This window comes from Dyella sp. (genome assembly GCF_035503745.1).
Classification (GTDB): Bacteria; Pseudomonadota; Gammaproteobacteria; order Xanthomonadales; family Rhodanobacteraceae; genus Dyella_B.
On sequence record NZ_DATJTC010000039.1, the window covers coordinates 17,633 to 34,351 of the forward strand.

Below are 16,719 nucleotides of genomic sequence, written 5' to 3' on the forward strand. Positions count from 1 at the left end.
CCTACGGCGATGAACTTCGCCGTCAGGCGGCGCCCAAAGCTTGCAGCAGGCCTTGGCCTGCTCCTTGGCCTGCTCTCGGGTGCGGTGGCCGCGGCCGCCGCACCGCAGCCGGTCGATCCCGGTGCACTGCTGGCGCATGCCGACAGCATCAAAACCTCCGACTACGCCGGCTTCGTCAAGCTGCTGGATCAGATCAACCACAGCAACCTCCACTTGTCGGAAGACCAGAAGTGGTACCTGCGTTACCTCAACGGATGGGAAGTTGCCTACTCCGGCGATGAAAACAAGGCGAAGGCAGCCCTGGAGGCCGTGATCGACGGCGCCCCCCAGGAAACGCTGAAAATGCACGCCACAGCGAACCTGATCAACATCCTGGGGGTGGGGCACCACTACGAGGAAGCCTTCTCCCGGCTCGACCAGGCATTGGACTACCTGCCACACGTCACCGACAAGGATGCACGCTTCCATCTGTTGGGCGAGGCCGCGCAGTTGCTGATGCAGGCAGGCCAATACGACCTGGCCTCCACTTATGCCGACCAGATCCTGTTGGAAAATCCGCAGGGCAGGAACGGTTGCATCGGCATGTACATCAAGGGTCACGCTGAATTCCTGCGCGACAACCTGCAGCTGCCCGACACGCACTACCAGGAAGGCATCGCGGTCTGCGAAAAAGTCCACGAAAACCTGATCGCCGACTCGATCCGGCGCGACGTGGCCAACGCCTACCTGCAGCAGGGCAAGGTCACCGAGGCGATCGCCCTGCTGCAGAGCAGGTATCCGCATGTGCTGTCGTATCAATATCTGGACCTGGATTCCGAATACGACGCACTGCTGGCGCAGGCCTACTGGAAGATCAACGACACCCAGCGCGCGGAAAAATACGCGCTCGATACGGTGGACATCGCCACCAAGAGCGACTTCACCGAACCGCTGAGCCTGGCTTACCAACTGCTGTACCAGATCGAACAGCAGAAAGGCGACATGCGCGATGCGCTGGCGTATCACGAGAAATACATGTCGGCCGACAAGGTCCATCTGGACGATATCCGCGAGAAGGCGCTGGCCTACCAGATCGTCAAGCAGCAGGTGGAAGCCAAGAAGGTGCAGCTTGAAGCGCTGCACAAGCAAAACCAGATCCTGCAGCTGCAGCAGGCGCTCAACATCAAGCAGGTGGAAGCGGGCCGGCTTTACATCGCCCTGCTGCTTACCGTGCTGGCGTCGATCGGCCTGTGGCTGTACCGCCTGAAACGTTCGCAGTTGCGTTTCATGCGGCTGGCCCGCCGGGATGGCCTCACTGGCATCTTCAACCGGCAGCATTTCGTCGATGAAGCCGAGCAAGCCTTGCACTATTCGGCCAAATCCTCGCGCGGGGCGTGCCTGATCCTGATCGACATGGATCACTTCAAGCTGATCAACGATACGCATGGTCACCTCGTGGGCGACCAGGTGCTGAAACACGCGGTGACGACCTGCCAGGGCCACCTGCATTCCTGCGATGTTTTCGGCCGACTGGGCGGCGAGGAATTTGGCATCCTGCTGCCCGAATGCACGCCGTCGAAAACGCTCGATCGCGCCGAGCAGATTCGCCAGGCCATCAACGCGATATCGGAGTGGCAATCCCTGTCGCTGACCATCTCGGCAAGCTTCGGCATCGCCGCCACCGAACACCATGGCTATGAGCTGCGCAGTCTGCTCATCGCCGCGGACGATGCGCTTTACCGCGCCAAACGAAACGGACGCAATCGCGTGGTGATGAACCTTGGCGCCAGCGCCCCCTCGCCGGCCGCATCGCCGCAGGACAGCCGGCCCGATACGCCGGTCGCCGGCCAGCGCGAAGCGGTGCGTACCGATCCGGCGAGCGAGTGGGAGCGGCGCGCAACCACCTGACGTCCCGGCTTACCTTGCCGCGCTGGGGCGAGAACCGGCGCGCGTGGGCATACGCGATTACTTGGCTGCCTCCTGGGCTTTGTTCAAATCGATCATCGGTATCGCACCTGATCCGACCACCTGCGGCAGTACGCCGTTCCAGTGCTGCAAGCCGTAGAAACGCGCGTATTCGGGATTGTTTTTCAGCGCCTCACCCACCGTGTCGATCGCCTTGGCCTGGGCCTGCGCCTGCAACACCGTGGCCTGCGCCTCGCCGTTGGCGCGCTCCACCGCCGCGGTGGCTTCCGCGTTGGCGGTAACGGTTTTCTGCTCGCCCTCGTACTTCTTTTGCGCCACGGTGTTTTCCGCCTGCACGGCCAGATTCTTCGCGCGCACGGCTTCTTCAATGGACTGGTCGAACACCGGCGAGTAGTGAATGCCCACCAGCTGCACGTCGATCACCTCCACGTTGAACAGCCGCTGCAATGCCTCGCTGATGTCCTTGCGCATCTGCGCGGTGATCTGCGCGCGCTGGTCGGAAATGGTCAGCGTGTTGTATTGCGCGAACGCCGCCAGGGCACGATCCCTGACCACGGGCAGAATGGTCGCTTGAATGTCCACCGCACCCGCGCGGCCCACGTGGTAAAGCAGGTTCATCACGGCGGAGCTTGGTATCTGGTAGATCAAGCTGACGTCGATGGTGACTTTCTGGTTGTCGTTGGTGTAAACGTCCAGGCCGTCCAGCGTGTAGATCGAACGGCTGGTCTGCAGGCGATCGACCGATTCAAAAAACGGCACCTTGAAATGCACGCCTGTGGTCAACGGCGCGGAGGTCATCGGCGTGCCGCCCATCCAGCGCGTCCCCGCCTCCTCGCTGGGCGACACCACGAACACGCTGTTGTAGAGAAAAACCACCACTAGGATGGCTATCGCCACGCCTGCCACGCTGAAACGGCCGAGGAATTTGCGCGGGTCCCTGGGCGGTAGGCTGAGCATAAGTCGTCTCCATTAGGTTTGCGTCGAACATGGCATGCCGCATCGGCCACCAAGGTGCGGCCGGTGCGAATCACAGAGATGGATGTACGTCCGCGTCGGCAGCGAACCCTTTCCCCATGGCCGACATCATAACCAGTCGCAGGCAGTGCCGATTCTTGTGCGGAGATGGCGCCTTTGCTGTCCGGACCCTGTCCGGACACCGGGCAACATCGTCCGCGGACATGCCGCCGGCCACGCTTCGAACCGTACAAATGGCGCAGCCATGCGGGTTTGCGGGCGTTTAAACGCTTGGCACAGGGTTTGCCATCTAACTCTTGAAAGCTTCATTCACGGAACCCGGAGAACCATCATGAAACTCGAAACCCTTTTGCTGAAAAGCCTGTTCACCGCCTGCTTCCTGATCTGCGTGCTGACGGTCGGTTCCATGCTTGTCGCGGGCACCAGCGCTCCGGCCTATGCCGGCAACCATGTCTCGGTCACGGCCAGTGTCAGCGCAGCGAGCTGATCGATCCGGCGGTCATCCCTTGGGGCTTGCCCGCCGTCGGAAGCGCGTCGGCGCATGGACGGGGATCATCGCTATCACGGCACCCTGCCAAAGCGTTCGGCACATCGACAGGCAACCGTTCGCCCCTGCTTGCGTTTGCCCTGCTTCAAACGGCACTTGGACCGATCAAATAAAACCGGCCCGCGCCTGCGGTCGCGAGCCGGGACGACGCTCCGATGTGACCTACAGAGTCAGCTCTTCTCACGGATGTGCCACAGCGCAGCACTGTTCAAAAAAATGTGAACTGATTCACAGTTAGCGAACCCTCGGTAACCCGCTGGCGGGATTGGCAAGACGCGCGACCCGGGCCGCCCCGCCGCCCTTGGCTCACTTCATGCTTTGTTCTTTCCAAACGGGCAGCGGTTAAGCGCGCCCGACCATCATCCGACGCTTGAGGGGAAGCGGTGGCAACGCGGAAAGACAGCAGCATGGAAGTGGTGTCCCGACTGCCCTGGCAGGCAGGTGTCGCGTTGGGCATCGTGGGCTACGTTGGGGTGCGCTATGCGCTGGCCTGGTTCCTTTCCACGCTCGGCGGCCCCGTCGGCCAGACCCTGGGCGAACAACTGGGCCAGGGCCTGAGCGCCGCGGTCGCCTGGTTACTGCTGGGCATGTGCTGGGCCGCCGCGCTGATCTCCTACATGGATGGCCGCCGCCGCACCCAATTGCTGGAAACCCAGACCGGTCTGAACAGCCTGTCCGCCATTGACTGGCGCGAGTTCGAATTGCTGGTGGGTGAGGCCTTCCGCCGCCAGGGTTATGCCGTCAAGGAAACCGGGCTGGGCGGGGCCGATGGCGGCGTCGATCTCATCCTGCGCAAGGATGGCGCCATGACGCTGGTGCAATGCAAGCAATGGCGCACCAAGCTGGTGGACGTGCGCGTAGTGCGCGAGATGTACGGTTTGCTCGGTCATCACCATGCCGACGCGGTGAAAATCGTGGCCATCGGCAACTACACCGACGATGCGCGCCAGTTCGTGCACGGCAAGCCGATCGAACTGATCCACGGCCTGACGCTGCTGGACATGGTGCGCGATGCGCAGCGAACCCTGCCCCCCCGCTACAAGCTGATCCAGAACCCCGAGCCGCCACGCGGATTGGAACCGCTGTGCCCCGAATGCGGCCGTCCGATGGTGCAGCGGGCCAATCGCAAATCGGGAAAAACCTTCTGGGGTTGCTCGGGCTACCCCGCCTGCCGCAGCACACGCGTGGCCTGAACCGCGGAGCGGCGGTGAACAGATCCACCAAGCCGCCCCCTTCAACACTTACCCATGACAAAACGCCGGGGGATTGCTCCCCCGGCGTTTTCTTCAACCCTTGCTATGACGCTCAGTTCGATTCGGTGAACTTGATCGACGGCGACGAACCACCCGTAGCGGTGCAGCTGCTCAGGTTGAGGTTGTTGCTTTCGCCGGTGGTGCCCGAATCGGCCACACAGGACGGCGTAGCGGTGGAGCCGTCGGACACCGCAAGGTTCACGGTGATGGAGCTGCCGCTGTTGAACTCCGCTTCCGAACCGCCGGCATCGCCGACCACGTTGAACTCGCCGGTGTTCCACACCGAGGCGATATCCAGCGTGCTGTCCTTCTGGCTGGTGCTGTAGGCCTCGCCGTCGTAGGTGACCACGGCGGTGTCGTTACCGCCGCTGGTGGCGGTGGCGGTCAGCTTCAGGCTGGCCAGCGCGGTCGGCGAGATATCCGGCGGCAGCGCGGCGCTGCTGTTGCCGTAGCAATCGCCTTCGCCATCGCTGGCGAAACCGCTCGGGCAGCGGCTCCTGCCGTAGCCGATCAGCCAGTTCTGCATGAAGATCGCGCCCTTGCCCGATTCCGAATAATCGGTCGCGTACACCCACTGCTGCCACACGGTGCAGCCGGACTTGCTCTTGCACGCGGCCGTGGTCGAGGTGAACTGGGTGTTGAGCTGCACCGAATATTCGTTGGCGCCCAGGATGCCGCCGTCGCCATAGGAGGCCACGCCCACGCCCTTCTCGGAGGTGACGCCCGTAACGGTGGGGAACGTGCCCACAGCGCTGGTGATCAGGTGGGAGCCGGTCTGGATGGTGTAGTCGTTGCCGTTGCCGGCGGTCTGCTGCTCACCGAACTGATAGTAATGCGGCAGCGGATGCACGTCGGTGCGCACGGCACCGCACGCTACCTGCTGCCATACGATGCTGGGAAAGCTGGCATGGAAGCAGCCTTGCGAGGGCGTGGCGATGTGCACCATGTCTTCGCGCCAGGCTTCACGCGCGACGTCTGCGATCGGCCCGACCTGCGCGCTGGAACCGGTGGCGAATGCATTGTCCGACGGCGAAGCGAATGCCGCGGGAATGCATGCCGCACTCACAAGGCCGGCCAGGAACGCAATTTTCAACGTTGCTTGCATTGTAATGTCTCCCCAAAGTATGCGGATAAAAAGGTTGCCGACGCTGGACAATCCAGACGCCGAGACACTTCCAACAACGACTTGCACACGCGCACAACATGAAGCGTTGTGGCATGCCCCCCTATGTCTTCGCCAATTCGCCGTATCCCTACGGAGAAAAAGAATGTGGCGATAGCGCGCCTTTCTCGTGGATGCCATGCGCTGTTTCGCAAGGCATCCGCGGGCTTTCACCCAACGGTATGACCGCGGCTATCTACACAAGACGTATCGTCGCAACGTTTCCCTACCTTCCCCGATGATCATCGGTGCGACGCCACGACAACCGGGCACGGCGACATGTTTTTTGCGCCGTCGCCGACACCGTCGATTCGAATCCGGAACAGGGTTTTTCAGCGGGATTTTTCGTTTGCAACCACGAAAGCGCGCACTCTTTCACGCCAACCTCACATCGTTTCTGATGCCCCCTATCCACCGCTGGAGTCCGACTTGCTCGGCCAGCGCGCCAGAGCATGCGCAGAAGATGTGTGTAGAAGACGTGATGCCGTTCGCAACAACAACGGACCATGCCATCGGCCGCATCGTGGCAAGCACATAGGCATTGGACTGCGCCGGCCATTTGAATCGAGACAAGCGCGCGGCACCTGCATGCGATATCGCTAACAAGGCAACATGGCCAAACGCAAAACGCCGAGGGGATCTCCCTCGGCGTTGGTTTTGCAACGATCGAAATGCCGTACTTAGTTCGATTCGGTGAACTGAATCGAGGGCGTGGAGCCGCCCGAAGCGCTGCAGCTACCCAGGTTCAAGTTGTTGCTTTCGCCGGTGGTGCCCGAATCGGCCACACACGACGGCGCGCTGCTGGAACCATCGCTCACCGCCAGGTTCACGGTGATGGAACTGCCGCTGTTGAACTCCGCTTCCGAACCGCCGGCGTTGCCAACCACATTGAATTCGCCGGTGTTCCACACCGAGGCGATATCCAGCGTGCTGTCTTTCTGGCTGGTGCTGTAGGCATCGCCGTCATAAGTGACCACGGCGGTGTCGTTGCCGCCGCTGGTGGCGGTGGCGGTCAGCTTCAAGCTGGCCAGCGCGGTCGGCGAGATATCCGGCGGCAGCGCGGCGCTGCTGTTGCCGTAGCAATCGCCTTCGCCGTCACTGGAGAAACCGCTCGGGCAGCGATTGCTGCCGTAGCCGATCAACCAGTTCTGCATGAAGATCGCGCCTTTACCGTTTTCGGCGTAATCGGTGGCATACACCCACTGCTGCCACACGGTGCAGCCGGAATGGCTCTTGCACGCCGAGGTAGTGGAGGTGAATTGCGTATTCAGCTGCACCGAATATTCATTGGCGCCCAGGATGCCGCCGTCACCGTACGCAGGCACGCCCACACTCTGCTCGGAGGTCACGCCGCTGACGCTCGGGAACGTACCGACGGCGCTGCTGATCAGGCCGGATGTCTGCAACGTATAGTCATTGCCGTTGCCTGCAGTCTGCGGCGCGCCGAAAAGATAATAATGCGGCATCGGGTGCACGTCTTTCCTCACCGTACCGCACGCCACCTGCTGCCACACGATACTTGGATAACTGGCGTGGAAGCAGCCCTGCGACGGGGTGGCGATCTGCGCCATGGTTTCGCGCCATGCCTGGCGCGCCAAGGATTCAATGGGCCCCACTTGTTGGGCGGTCGTACCGGGCACCGACGCACCGCCCGACGGTGCCGCAAAAACGGCAGGAACGCATGCCGCGCTCACCAAAGCGGCAAGAAAGGCCATCTTAAACGTAGCTTGCATTGCATATCTCCCCAGAGATTAAGTGACCAACAACCCCGATCCGGACCCTCCGACATCGAGGCAACAACCCACCGACCAAGCGCGCGAAAGCGACGCTTGCCAGGGCATTGCACATGGTTTTCTTTTCACCGCATCCCTGCGGGGAAGAGAATCAGGCGATGCAGCAACTTTTTCGTGAACCGTCATGCCATGAAAAGCAAACCGCCTCATGGGCATCGACCACGCGCAGCACGATCGCCAGCGACATGGGCGTGCCTTCGCACGCCCCTTACCCTCCATGCTCTGCATGTGCAGTTCGGCCATGCGCACGCTGAAATCCGAACCGCTCAATCAGTGCGACTGACAATGCGCATTTGCGTGTGTAGAAGTCGTGACTATTCGCGCGTGGGTCTACTCGCCAGTTGTGATGTGGTTCGCAATTGCGGGATGCGGCGCGATCATCACGTTATCTTGAACCGCGCATCGATCCATCAGGCCCCACCCCATACCCTATCTGGCGTGCGCTTGGCGACGTGACAAACGCAAGGGGCCGCGCAGTGCGCTTATGGCAAGTTCATATCTGCAGAGCCCCGGCAACATCGATTCGCGCGTATTTGCGAAGCTGGCTTACGCCAAACTTGCACGCGCAAAAATCGCACTTGCGTCATCGTCACCGCATCCGGGTACGCGGCGGCATCGCACTCTTTGCGTCAGGCGATCTGCACGCGTCCGCCGCCGACCCGTTTAACCTCATACATGCGCGCGTCGGCCAGCATGGCCAGCGCCTCCGGTGTTTGCCCGTCCTCGGGAAACATCGCAAGGCCGATACTTGCACCGATCCGCACCGTGCGCCCGGCCACGGTAAGTGGCGTCTCCACCAGTTCCTTCAATGCACTGGCCACCGTTTCCGCTTCACTGCGCGCGATCGGGCCTTCCAGGATCACGGAAAATTCATCGCCGCCGGTCCGCGCGATGGTGTCCACGCGCCGTAGATAGGTATGGAACAACTGCGCGATCTGCTGCAACGCGTCGTCGCCGGCATGATGCCCCAGGGTGTCGTTCACTTCCTTGAAGCCATCCAGATCGATTGCAAGCATGGCCGTAGGAACGTTGCGCTGCCGCGCACGCTCGACCGCACCGCTGATGCGGTCCTGGAACAGACGGCGATTGGGCAGGCCGGTCAGCGCGTCGTGGTGTGCAAGATGCTGGTTGCGCCGCAGCTGGGTTTCCAGCAACAACAGGATCATCCCGATGGCCACCAGGTACTTGGGCAGATTCCAGACTTCGGCATCCACCCTGACGTCGGGCAGAAACACGTCGAACGCCATGCCCACGGGAAACACCAGCGACCATGCCAGCAGGCCCAGGATGGTGACCACGAATCCGCCCGTGCGCCGCTGGTTGGAAAACCAAAAGTGCAGGCAGCAGGCAAGATAAGCCACGAACAAGGGCATCACCTCCATCAGGTCCAGACCATGCTTGGAAAACTGCCAGCCAAGCAAGGCCATCGCCAGGGCCACGTTGAGCCCCACGGTGATCCATCGATTGAGCGGCCGCTCCGCACGCGGCGTCGCAACGACCAGCGCCAGCGGCACCAAGGCGAACAACGCGGCGGCCACCACCAGGATCGCGGGCGACACGGCCGGCAGCGTGGCCAGCACGATATAAAACGTATATACGGCAGAAACTGCCCAAAACAGCACGCGGCTGCCGCGCCGTTCCGCGCGCGGATCCATCGACCAGCAAAACAACTGCGCGCACCAGATCAACGCCGACGTACCCACGATATCGGCCAGCATGCCTCCCGCACCGGGCAGGTCCAGGAAGGAGTACGCGGCGAAATGGACTTCCACGCATATCCAACCCGCCAGCCACAGCCGCGTCATCTTGCTGCCGGCTGGCCGCGCCACCGACACGAACGCGTAAATCAATACGCCGACCGCCAGCAGATCAGGGAGTTCTTTCCAGGACATTCTGGGCCCACGCTTAATGGAAGCGACCTAAGGGACAGATCAAAAACGGATGAAGCAAAGTTCAAGCCACGTCCCTTCCCGGCTCCTCCCGGCCGATACATACCATGCGATAGAGCCTCCCCCAAGCCCGATCGCCGGTCCTGCTCGCCACCGTTAAGCGTCCAGCACTTTGTGTACTCGCCAGGACAGCATCCAACCCATGACGCCACCTTACTAAGCGGCGCCCGCCTCGCGAGCCAACATACCAACTTATGCTCAAAATCTGCCTATAAATCGGCCGCCTTCAGAAATGCTTGAATTGCGGGATAGGCTCCGGCAGCGCGGCGCTTAAAGCGAGCGTTCACAAAACTTTCGACCGGATTTTCGGGCAGTGAAGTCGGCCAGGCGGCAGAGGAAGCGGCATCCACCGCACCCACCTCCCCTCGTCGTCCGCACGCGCGGATACGCGGCGGTCGCCCGCCAGCCGCGCCGATGCCTGCCCCGTCGCGAGGCAAAATGACGCCCGCGCGCAAAACACGTCCATGTCCGGATGCAACGCATTCGGCACTATTTTTCGCCAGCGTCGCGCGCCGTCACCGCCACGTCACCTGCAACGCATCGCGAACGCTCTGCTTGGGTAAGGTCACCGTCGCCACGGCGCTGTTCGCATCCCAACTCCAGGAACTGATCGGCCGCCCATTGGCGCTTACCGATTGCGGCTTGCCCAACGCATGAATGCAAATCACGTACGCGCGCGATGGCGGCTGTCCCTGGTAGGTGCCCTTGGCCGGCGCAACGGTCACGGTATGCACGCCGTCTGCGCCGGTGGCGTAGCCGATCGTCGTTAGCGCATAGCTTCCCTTGGCGTAATCGAGTGAAAGGCCGTCATCTTCATAAAGATCGAAATGTCCGTCACCCGCGCCGTAGATATTCAGCAACAGCGTATCGAGCGGCTTGGCATCGGAATACTCGCTCGGCGGCTGCTCGGGCACGATCGCACCCTCGCGTACGAATACCGGCATCTGGTCCACCGCGTAATGCGCGGTGAAGGAACGCCCGCCCGCATAGCGTTTGCCGGTAAAGAAATCGATCCACGAGCCCGGCGGAAGATAGATGCTGCGGTTGCCGCTGGGGTCAAGTACCGGCGCCACCAGCATCTCCTCGCCGAAAAAATACTCGCGGGAATGCCGATACGCCTCATCCAGGTCCGGATACGCCAAGTACAACGGACGCAACAACGGCATCGACAAGGTATGTGCCTGCCAGGTGTACGTGTAGATATAAGGAATCAGTTGCGTGCGCAGGGTGAAGTATTTGCGCATCAAGGCCACGCCTTGGTCGCCATACAGCCAGGGCATGCGGGTATTGCCTTCTTCGGGATTGGCGTGCGCACTATGCATGCGAAGAATCGGGCTGAACGCGCCGAACTCGATCCAGCGTGCATACAGATCGAAATCGATCTTCGCACCGTGGAAGCCGCCGATATCGTGGCTGATATAAGGCACCAGCACATTGCCGCCGCGCGCGGTAAATGCCACCTCATAGGCCAGCACCGGCCATTGCGAATACGTATCGCCGGTAAAGAAGCCCGGATAACGCTCGCTGCCCCAATCGCCATAACGGCTGAGAATAAAGCCGCGCTGGCCAGTGAATTGCTGGGAGTAATCGTAAAACACTTTGTTGGTCCACAGCTGCGCGTTCAAGCCCGGCATATCCGCCGCTCCGCCGCCACCATCGACCCACCACGAATTCACGCCTGCCTGCATCAGTGGTTGATGCAAATCGCGCATGAAGATCTCGGCCTGTGCCTTGTCGGCCAGATTAAAGGCGATCCGTTTCGGCGGCAGTACGTCCCTGACCGCAACCGGCCCGCGGAAAATGCCACCGCCCTGCTCGCCCGACACCACCCGCAACGCGATCTCGTTGCGCTGCCCGGGCCGCACGTAAGGCTTGATGTCGGTGTAGGTAAGCCGGCGCGGCCACTGCACATGGCTGTGCGCCGCCTCCTTGCCGTTGACGAAGATGCGATAGCTCTGCCCCACCTCACCCAGATACAGATACATCGCGTCGGGCAACTTTTCGGGCAACGACAATGCAATGCGGTACCAGCCCACGCCCGGGTCATCGGCATGGCCCTGTCGCTGCCACGACTGGTCGGTACGGATCGGCGTCCATGCGCGATCGTCGAAATCGGCGGCATACCAGTGTGCCTGCAAACCTTGGTCGCGCGGGTCGGCGGCAAATTTCCACCCCTTGGAGATATCCATGTCGAACGTGGGTTTCGGCGGCAGCGGCCGGCCCAGCGCCTTGAGCACTTCAGGCGCGTGGCTGTCGCTGAAAGACAGGATGCTTTCCTTGGTTCCCGCATAACCAGGATGATCGTTCAAACTCAGCTTGATACCGCGATCGCGCAACCACTGCAAAAACTGCGCGGGATGGGCAATCAACGGGCTCCAGTCGTAGCCACCCTGCCAGCCATAGTTGTGCCAGGCAAAATCCAGCACCAGCGTATCGAACGGAATGCGGTAGGCGCGAAGGCGCGCCAGCTCGTCTTCCAGGTGCTGCTGGTTGTAATGCTCAAATGCCGGCGTGTGCGCATCGGCCGTATCGGGAAAATATTCGAAGTTGAAATCGGTGATCCAGTTGCCCAGCGTATAGCGCGGAATCATCGGAATGCTGCCGCAAAGCTGCGCGTATTCCTGCAGCACGCGGGTGTATTGACGGTCGTAGGTGAACAGGTACCCATCCTGTCCGTACGGCGTGGCACGCGGCACGATCCACTGGGTTCTCGCGTCCCACAGCGGCGTCTGGCTGTCGTCGATGAAAGCGAAGCCGCTGCGGCTCAACAGCCCCGGCTTGGCCGGCAGCAAGGGAATGTCGATGCCGGGGATGATGTCGTTCGCCGGACTTTCCAAATCCTGTCCGCCCTGGGTGAGATTGTCTGCGCTGACGTGATCGAGCGAATAGGTAAGGCCACCCAGATTCTGCTGATCGATCTGCCCCGGGTGCCACGTATACGGCGCGCCGTGCGCACGGGCCCACGTCACCTGAAGGTTGGCGGCGGTGAACGGCCCCGAATCGAGCCGGTAGCGCAATGTCATGGCGCGCGTGCGGACAACCAGCCAGCCGCCGTCCCTGGACGTTTGCACAGCCACCGCCGGCCAATCCCGTTTCTGCACCACGGCCGTGGGCGCATCGACGAATGCGCCCTTGGGCGCATATTCCAGCCGCACCAGCGAGGGCGTGAGAAACTGGAAACGCGCATCGCCGGCAACGACGGTGGTCGTCCCTGGCGTGCCTGCATAGGAAAGAAACGGCGCCGATACCAACCCCACCAGCGCAACCAGCACCATGCTGCGGAACCGTTTCATGCAGCGCCCTTTCGGTCAGCGGATGACCCCGTTCTTATACTCGCCAAGGCCGTGCGTGGACACCCGGTCGAGGACGATGCGTCACAAGGCCGCATCGATGGGATGGGGCGCTGGTCCGCCTGCGTCAAAGCGAAGGTCAGGAAATGACCCATCGCACAACAACGCCTCTCCCAAAGCATAAAGAAAGCCAAAACGGCCTGTTTTCTGCCGGATAACCCACAGCCCGCGTCACCGCTGTCCGGGCACTGTCCGGACAGTGCGGACAACCGTCCGCGGACAGTTGGCGGCGCGCATCGCGATGCGAAAAACCGCGCCAGCACGCACTTTCCGGGCCTTATGCCGCTTGGCACGCACCTTGCTCGATATCCATCGCAAGCTTCACCGCCCAACTCAACGGAGCACAGCCATGAAATTCGAAACTGTCATGTTGCAAGGCTTCTTTGCTGCCTGCCTGGTGATCTGCGTTACCGCCATCAGCGCCATGCTCGCCTGAGCCAGCCGTCCAAATACTTCATCAGCCTACGCTCGGAGAAGCGCCATGAAATTGGAAACCGCGATGTTGCACGGCCTGTTCGCCGCCTGCCTGGTGATATGCGTTACGGCCCTGGGGGCCATGCTGGCCTGATCGGTTCGGGCCAGCAGGGGATAAAACACGCGGACCGCGGCGGACTTTATCCGTAGCTCGCCCGGCACGCTTCAATGCACGAGAACTGCTGCGTCGAACGGTATGCGCCAACGAGGTTCGATACGCGCATCCGGTGCACGTCGGCCCAGTGCGACCATCAATGTAATAACGGTACCGCGCGGCAACTTCAGCAGGCGCGCAAGCTTTCGGCCATGAAATCCTTCCATGGGACAACTATCCAGGCCTTTGGCCGCTGCGGCCAGCAACAGCGTCTGCGCGGCATAAAGGCTATTTCGTGCCGCCCAGTGGCGCGTGCCTGAAGGCCCAAGCGGCAGCATCGAGCATGACGGGGCGATCGCGCAAGCCAACGCCATAAGCGGCGTCCACAGCGGCAATGCGCCGATAGAGCCAAAGCGCCGCAGCGTTTTCAGATGCGTGCGGTGGTAGGTTTTCGATGCGTCGCCCAATCCAGGGCAACTTTCGATATGCCCGGCCAGGCCATCGAGCGAACGCCGGCACAGTGCACTGTCGGCGACCAGCGCGATCAATGCCGACGCACCGCCCGCCGCGCGTTGGTTGTGGCACGCGGCAGCCGCTTCGCGCTTAAGCGCGGGGTCCTTGATCCAATGAAACCGATAAGGCTGGAGATTGTTGCTGGACGGCGCAAGCTGGGCCTCGGCCAGGATGGCACGCACATCCTCATCCGCTATCGCGCTGCCGTCGAAATCGCGCACAGCGCGGCGATGCGCATTAATGGTGCGAAAGCTGCTCCAGATGTCAGCCGATGGTGTGTTGGCAAGTAAGGTATCCATGGCGGAAATAATGTAAGCTAAAACTTGCTTTGCCAACTTGCATTGCAAACCCATGCCAAAACCAAAGGTTTCACCGCGCAAACGCCCGCGCCAGGCGCGTTCCACTGCCACGGTGGACGCCATCCTTCAGGCCGCCACTTACATTTTGGTCAAGCATGGATGGGCGCATTTCACCACCAACCGGGTCGCCGAGCGCGCCGGCGTGAACATCGCCTCGCTCTACCAATACTTTCCCAACAAGGAATCGATCGTGGTCGAGTTGCAGCGCCGGCACGTGGAGAGCGCACGCCCGGACAACGCCGATGCCATGGCCGCCCTGCAGGCGAAAGGCAGCCTGCGCGGCAAGCTTGGCGCGCTGATCGAAGCCAGCATCGACGAGCACCGCGCCGCCCCCGCCTTGCATCGCGTATTCGCCGAAGAACTGCCCCGCTCCGCGCGGCGTACCGATCCGGCCCGCGAAGCGCTGGTGCAGGCCACGCTCAAGCAACTGGTGAGCCCTTTCGCGCGCAACGTACCTGACCTTGATCTGGCCGTTTTCGTGCTGCGCGTGGCCGGACATGCCATCGTGCACGAGGCGGCCAACCAGCGGCCCGACCTGCTTGCGCGCCCGGAACTGGCCGGCGAAATCGTGGCGCTGATGGAACGCTATCTGCAGCGGCCATCGCCATCGGCGACACCGCATCCGCGCAAGCGAAACATGCGCGCCCGACCCCTTTCATCGCACAGCTGAACCGATCGCCCCCGCCCGCGCCCGTGGATTGCCGCGTGGTTCATCGCGCAGCGCACACTCGATCCTGGCCTGCGCGTCGGCCGCCCGCACCCGGACGTTCAGGCCAGCCGGTCAAGCAGCGCCATCCCCGGCGCACAAGCCGCTTCCAATCGCGCCCGCTCGTCGGCGGCAAGGTTCATCCATTTGGGTGGATTCTTGCGCACGCGCGCCGCGGCCTGCGCGAGCCATGCGTCATTGTCCAGGCTGGGATCCATGAAGCGCACGATGCGCGCAAGCTCCTCGCGCGGCGCCTGGAGCATCGATTCGTAACGCACGTGCAACACCCGCTCGGCCGGCACCTGCCGCAGCAACTGCAAGCCCACACTGATCATTTCCGACCAGGCCAGGCCGATCGGCTCCAGCGGCAGCTCCAGGCGCTGAAACACCTCCACGTCGAAGCTTTCGGGCACTAGCCCGCGCCATGCCGGCGGCAAGTCCACAGGTGCCCGGTAGGCGGGCGAGAGATACGGCGCCGAACCGAAACGCTGCTTGAACAACCTGCCGATCATGCCCATTCGCATCGGTGCAAACCCGCGCGCCGATAGCGCGAACTCGCGGCCATCGCGAAAAACATGAATGAACTTCGCATCGGGAAAATGTCGCGACATCGGGTGCACCAGGCCTAGCGAAGCGCCCGAGCGTTCGCACCATACCCGGCGGCCGAGCCGTGTACACAGCCATTGAAAAACGTGCAGGTATTGCTGCTGAAGGCGATCTTCCGGCAACGCGCGCACGAACGCGCCCAGTTCTTCATGCAGTGCATCCGGATCGTCACAGAGCGGCGGCAGCGTCATCGCCAGCAAGGGCGGGATGCCGGTCTGGCGAAAGCGCAACGCATCGGCCAATGGATAGCGAAACTCATCAATGACCAGGCCGCGCTCCATCAAGCGCAGCCATGCCGTATGCCGCGCACGCGGCTGGCTCAATACCGACCAGAAGCCGGCGCCATCGATGCGATCTTCGGCAAAGCCCAACGGATGCAATGCGTTGAACAGTTCCGAAAGGCTCAGCACATCCGGGTGCAGCAAAAGCAGATCCGACAGCATGGTCGAGCCGGAGCGGCCCGTGCTGACGATGAAAAGCGGGGTTTGCGCCGGTCCTGTCACCATGGGCACGCAGTCTACCCGCAGCGGGCGCGGCGATCACCGCCAACGCGCCGCACCCACGCGCTCGGACACGCTCAACCCTGGCTTGGCTCCACAGCCACCACTCGATCGACCGTCCGCGGCAGCGGCGGCGGTACGCGCAAGCGGTAGCGCTGCGTGAAGGTCGCCTTCACGCGGCGCGACTGCAGCAGATACGCCGACCAGAACGCGGTGCCGATGACGCTACCTACGACCTGCCAGATCTGGTCGGACGTAGCTGGCTTACCGTGAACCAGCCCGACCAGCACCATGTTCGTCATATGCAACACCACCCCGGCGAGCAGCATCAGCATGATCAGGCGCGGCACGCTGCTACGACGCTGTAAAAACAGCGGCAACAGCATCAGCCAAAGCACCGGCTGCACAATGTCGGCCGCCAGTTCGAACAACAGCAACGGCGCCCACAGTGCGTTGTAGCCGGCGGCGCCATAGGTGGTCAGCTGCGACCATCGGTCAATCGCCATGACGCCGGCCAGATATTTCAGCGCGCC

Annotated in this window: 12 protein-coding genes; 4 read left to right on the forward strand and 8 right to left on the reverse strand. The window is 62.1% G+C overall.

Annotated features, from left to right (window positions below):
• The first annotated feature begins 9 nt into the window (after positions 1–9).
• Positions 10–1,887, forward strand: a complete 1,878-nt coding sequence (locus VME63_RS15565) for a GGDEF domain-containing protein (protein ID WP_325434270.1) — start codon at positions 10–12, stop codon at positions 1,885–1,887.
• A gap of 57 nt (positions 1,888–1,944) precedes the next feature.
• On the opposite strand, the gene VME63_RS15570 is transcribed toward VME63_RS15565, so the two are convergent.
• Positions 1,945–2,862, reverse strand: a complete 918-nt coding sequence (locus tag VME63_RS15570) for an SPFH domain-containing protein (protein ID WP_325434271.1) — start codon at positions 2,860–2,862, stop codon at positions 1,945–1,947.
• Between the two features lie 349 nt (positions 2,863–3,211).
• Between VME63_RS15570 and VME63_RS15575 the strand changes: the two genes are divergently transcribed.
• Together VME63_RS15575 and VME63_RS15580 are read left to right on the forward strand one after the other, a co-directional pair.
• The gene (locus VME63_RS15575) at positions 3,212–3,367 is read left to right on the forward strand and encodes a hypothetical protein (RefSeq protein ID WP_325434272.1); all 156 of its coding nucleotides are present in this window, start codon (positions 3,212–3,214) and stop codon (positions 3,365–3,367) included.
• Positions 3,368–3,834: 467 nt separating this feature from the next.
• Positions 3,835–4,620, forward strand: a complete 786-nt coding sequence (locus tag VME63_RS15580; RefSeq protein ID WP_325434273.1) for a restriction endonuclease — start codon at positions 3,835–3,837, stop codon at positions 4,618–4,620.
• A 112-nt stretch (positions 4,621–4,732) separates the two neighbouring features.
• On the opposite strand, the gene VME63_RS15585 is transcribed toward VME63_RS15580, so the two are convergent.
• The 5 genes from VME63_RS15585 to VME63_RS15605 all read right to left on the reverse strand — a co-directional run bounded on the left by VME63_RS15585 (position 4,733) and on the right by VME63_RS15605 (position 14,314).
• Positions 4,733–5,785: a hypothetical protein gene (locus tag VME63_RS15585; protein ID WP_325434274.1), complete on the reverse strand. Its 1,053-nt coding sequence runs from the start codon at positions 5,783–5,785 to the stop codon at positions 4,733–4,735.
• A gap of 737 nt (positions 5,786–6,522) precedes the next feature.
• Positions 6,523–7,575 (reverse strand): hypothetical protein, encoded by a 1,053-nt coding sequence (locus VME63_RS15590; RefSeq protein WP_325434275.1) that lies wholly within the window; start codon positions 7,573–7,575, stop codon positions 6,523–6,525.
• Between the two features lie 689 nt (positions 7,576–8,264).
• Complete coding sequence (locus tag VME63_RS15595; protein WP_325434276.1) at positions 8,265–9,527, reverse strand: diguanylate cyclase; 1,263 nt, start codon at positions 9,525–9,527, stop codon at positions 8,265–8,267.
• A 572-nt stretch (positions 9,528–10,099) separates the two neighbouring features.
• Positions 10,100–12,877 carry a TIM-barrel domain-containing protein gene (locus VME63_RS15600; protein WP_325434277.1) on the reverse strand — a complete coding sequence of 926 codons (2,778 nt, stop codon included), beginning with the start codon at positions 12,875–12,877 and terminating at the stop codon, positions 10,100–10,102.
• 696 nt (positions 12,878–13,573) lie between these two features.
• Positions 13,574–14,314: a nitroreductase family protein gene (locus tag VME63_RS15605; RefSeq protein WP_325434278.1), complete on the reverse strand. Its 741-nt coding sequence runs from the start codon at positions 14,312–14,314 to the stop codon at positions 13,574–13,576.
• A gap of 52 nt (positions 14,315–14,366) precedes the next feature.
• Here VME63_RS15605 and VME63_RS15610 point away from each other — a divergent pair, with 52 nt between their 5' ends.
• On the forward strand, positions 14,367–15,044 hold the full coding sequence (locus VME63_RS15610) for a TetR/AcrR family transcriptional regulator (RefSeq protein ID WP_325434279.1): 678 nt from the start codon (positions 14,367–14,369) through the stop codon (positions 15,042–15,044).
• 98 nt (positions 15,045–15,142) lie between these two features.
• On the opposite strand, the gene VME63_RS15615 is transcribed toward VME63_RS15610, so the two are convergent.
• Positions 15,143–16,192: a sulfotransferase gene (locus VME63_RS15615; RefSeq protein ID WP_325434280.1), complete on the reverse strand. Its 1,050-nt coding sequence runs from the start codon at positions 16,190–16,192 to the stop codon at positions 15,143–15,145.
• A gap of 71 nt (positions 16,193–16,263) precedes the next feature.
• The coding region (locus VME63_RS15620) for a DUF2569 family protein (protein ID WP_325434281.1) at positions 16,264–16,719 on the reverse strand (456 nt) is incomplete at its 5' end.

Bases quoted from the DNA above. Each gene is read 5' to 3' on its own strand.
- VME63_RS15565 (WP_325434270.1), top strand. From the start codon at position 10: ATGAACTTCGCCGTCAGGCGGCGCCCAAAGCTTGCAGCAGGCCTTGGC.
- VME63_RS15570 (WP_325434271.1), bottom strand. From the start codon at position 2,862: ATGCTCAGCCTACCGCCCAGGGACCCGCGCAAATTCCTCGGCCGTTTC.
- VME63_RS15575 (WP_325434272.1), top strand. From the start codon at position 3,212: ATGAAACTCGAAACCCTTTTGCTGAAAAGCCTGTTCACCGCCTGCTTC.
- VME63_RS15580 (WP_325434273.1), top strand. From the start codon at position 3,835: ATGGAAGTGGTGTCCCGACTGCCCTGGCAGGCAGGTGTCGCGTTGGGC.
- VME63_RS15585 (WP_325434274.1), bottom strand. From the start codon at position 5,785: ATGCAAGCAACGTTGAAAATTGCGTTCCTGGCCGGCCTTGTGAGTGCG.
- VME63_RS15590 (WP_325434275.1), bottom strand. From the start codon at position 7,575: ATGCAAGCTACGTTTAAGATGGCCTTTCTTGCCGCTTTGGTGAGCGCG.
- VME63_RS15595 (WP_325434276.1), bottom strand. From the start codon at position 9,527: ATGTCCTGGAAAGAACTCCCTGATCTGCTGGCGGTCGGCGTATTGATT.
- VME63_RS15600 (WP_325434277.1), bottom strand. From the start codon at position 12,877: ATGAAACGGTTCCGCAGCATGGTGCTGGTTGCGCTGGTGGGGTTGGTA.
- VME63_RS15605 (WP_325434278.1), bottom strand. From the start codon at position 14,314: ATGGATACCTTACTTGCCAACACACCATCGGCTGACATCTGGAGCAGC.
- VME63_RS15610 (WP_325434279.1), top strand. From the start codon at position 14,367: ATGCCAAAACCAAAGGTTTCACCGCGCAAACGCCCGCGCCAGGCGCGT.
- VME63_RS15615 (WP_325434280.1), bottom strand. From the start codon at position 16,192: ATGGTGACAGGACCGGCGCAAACCCCGCTTTTCATCGTCAGCACGGGC.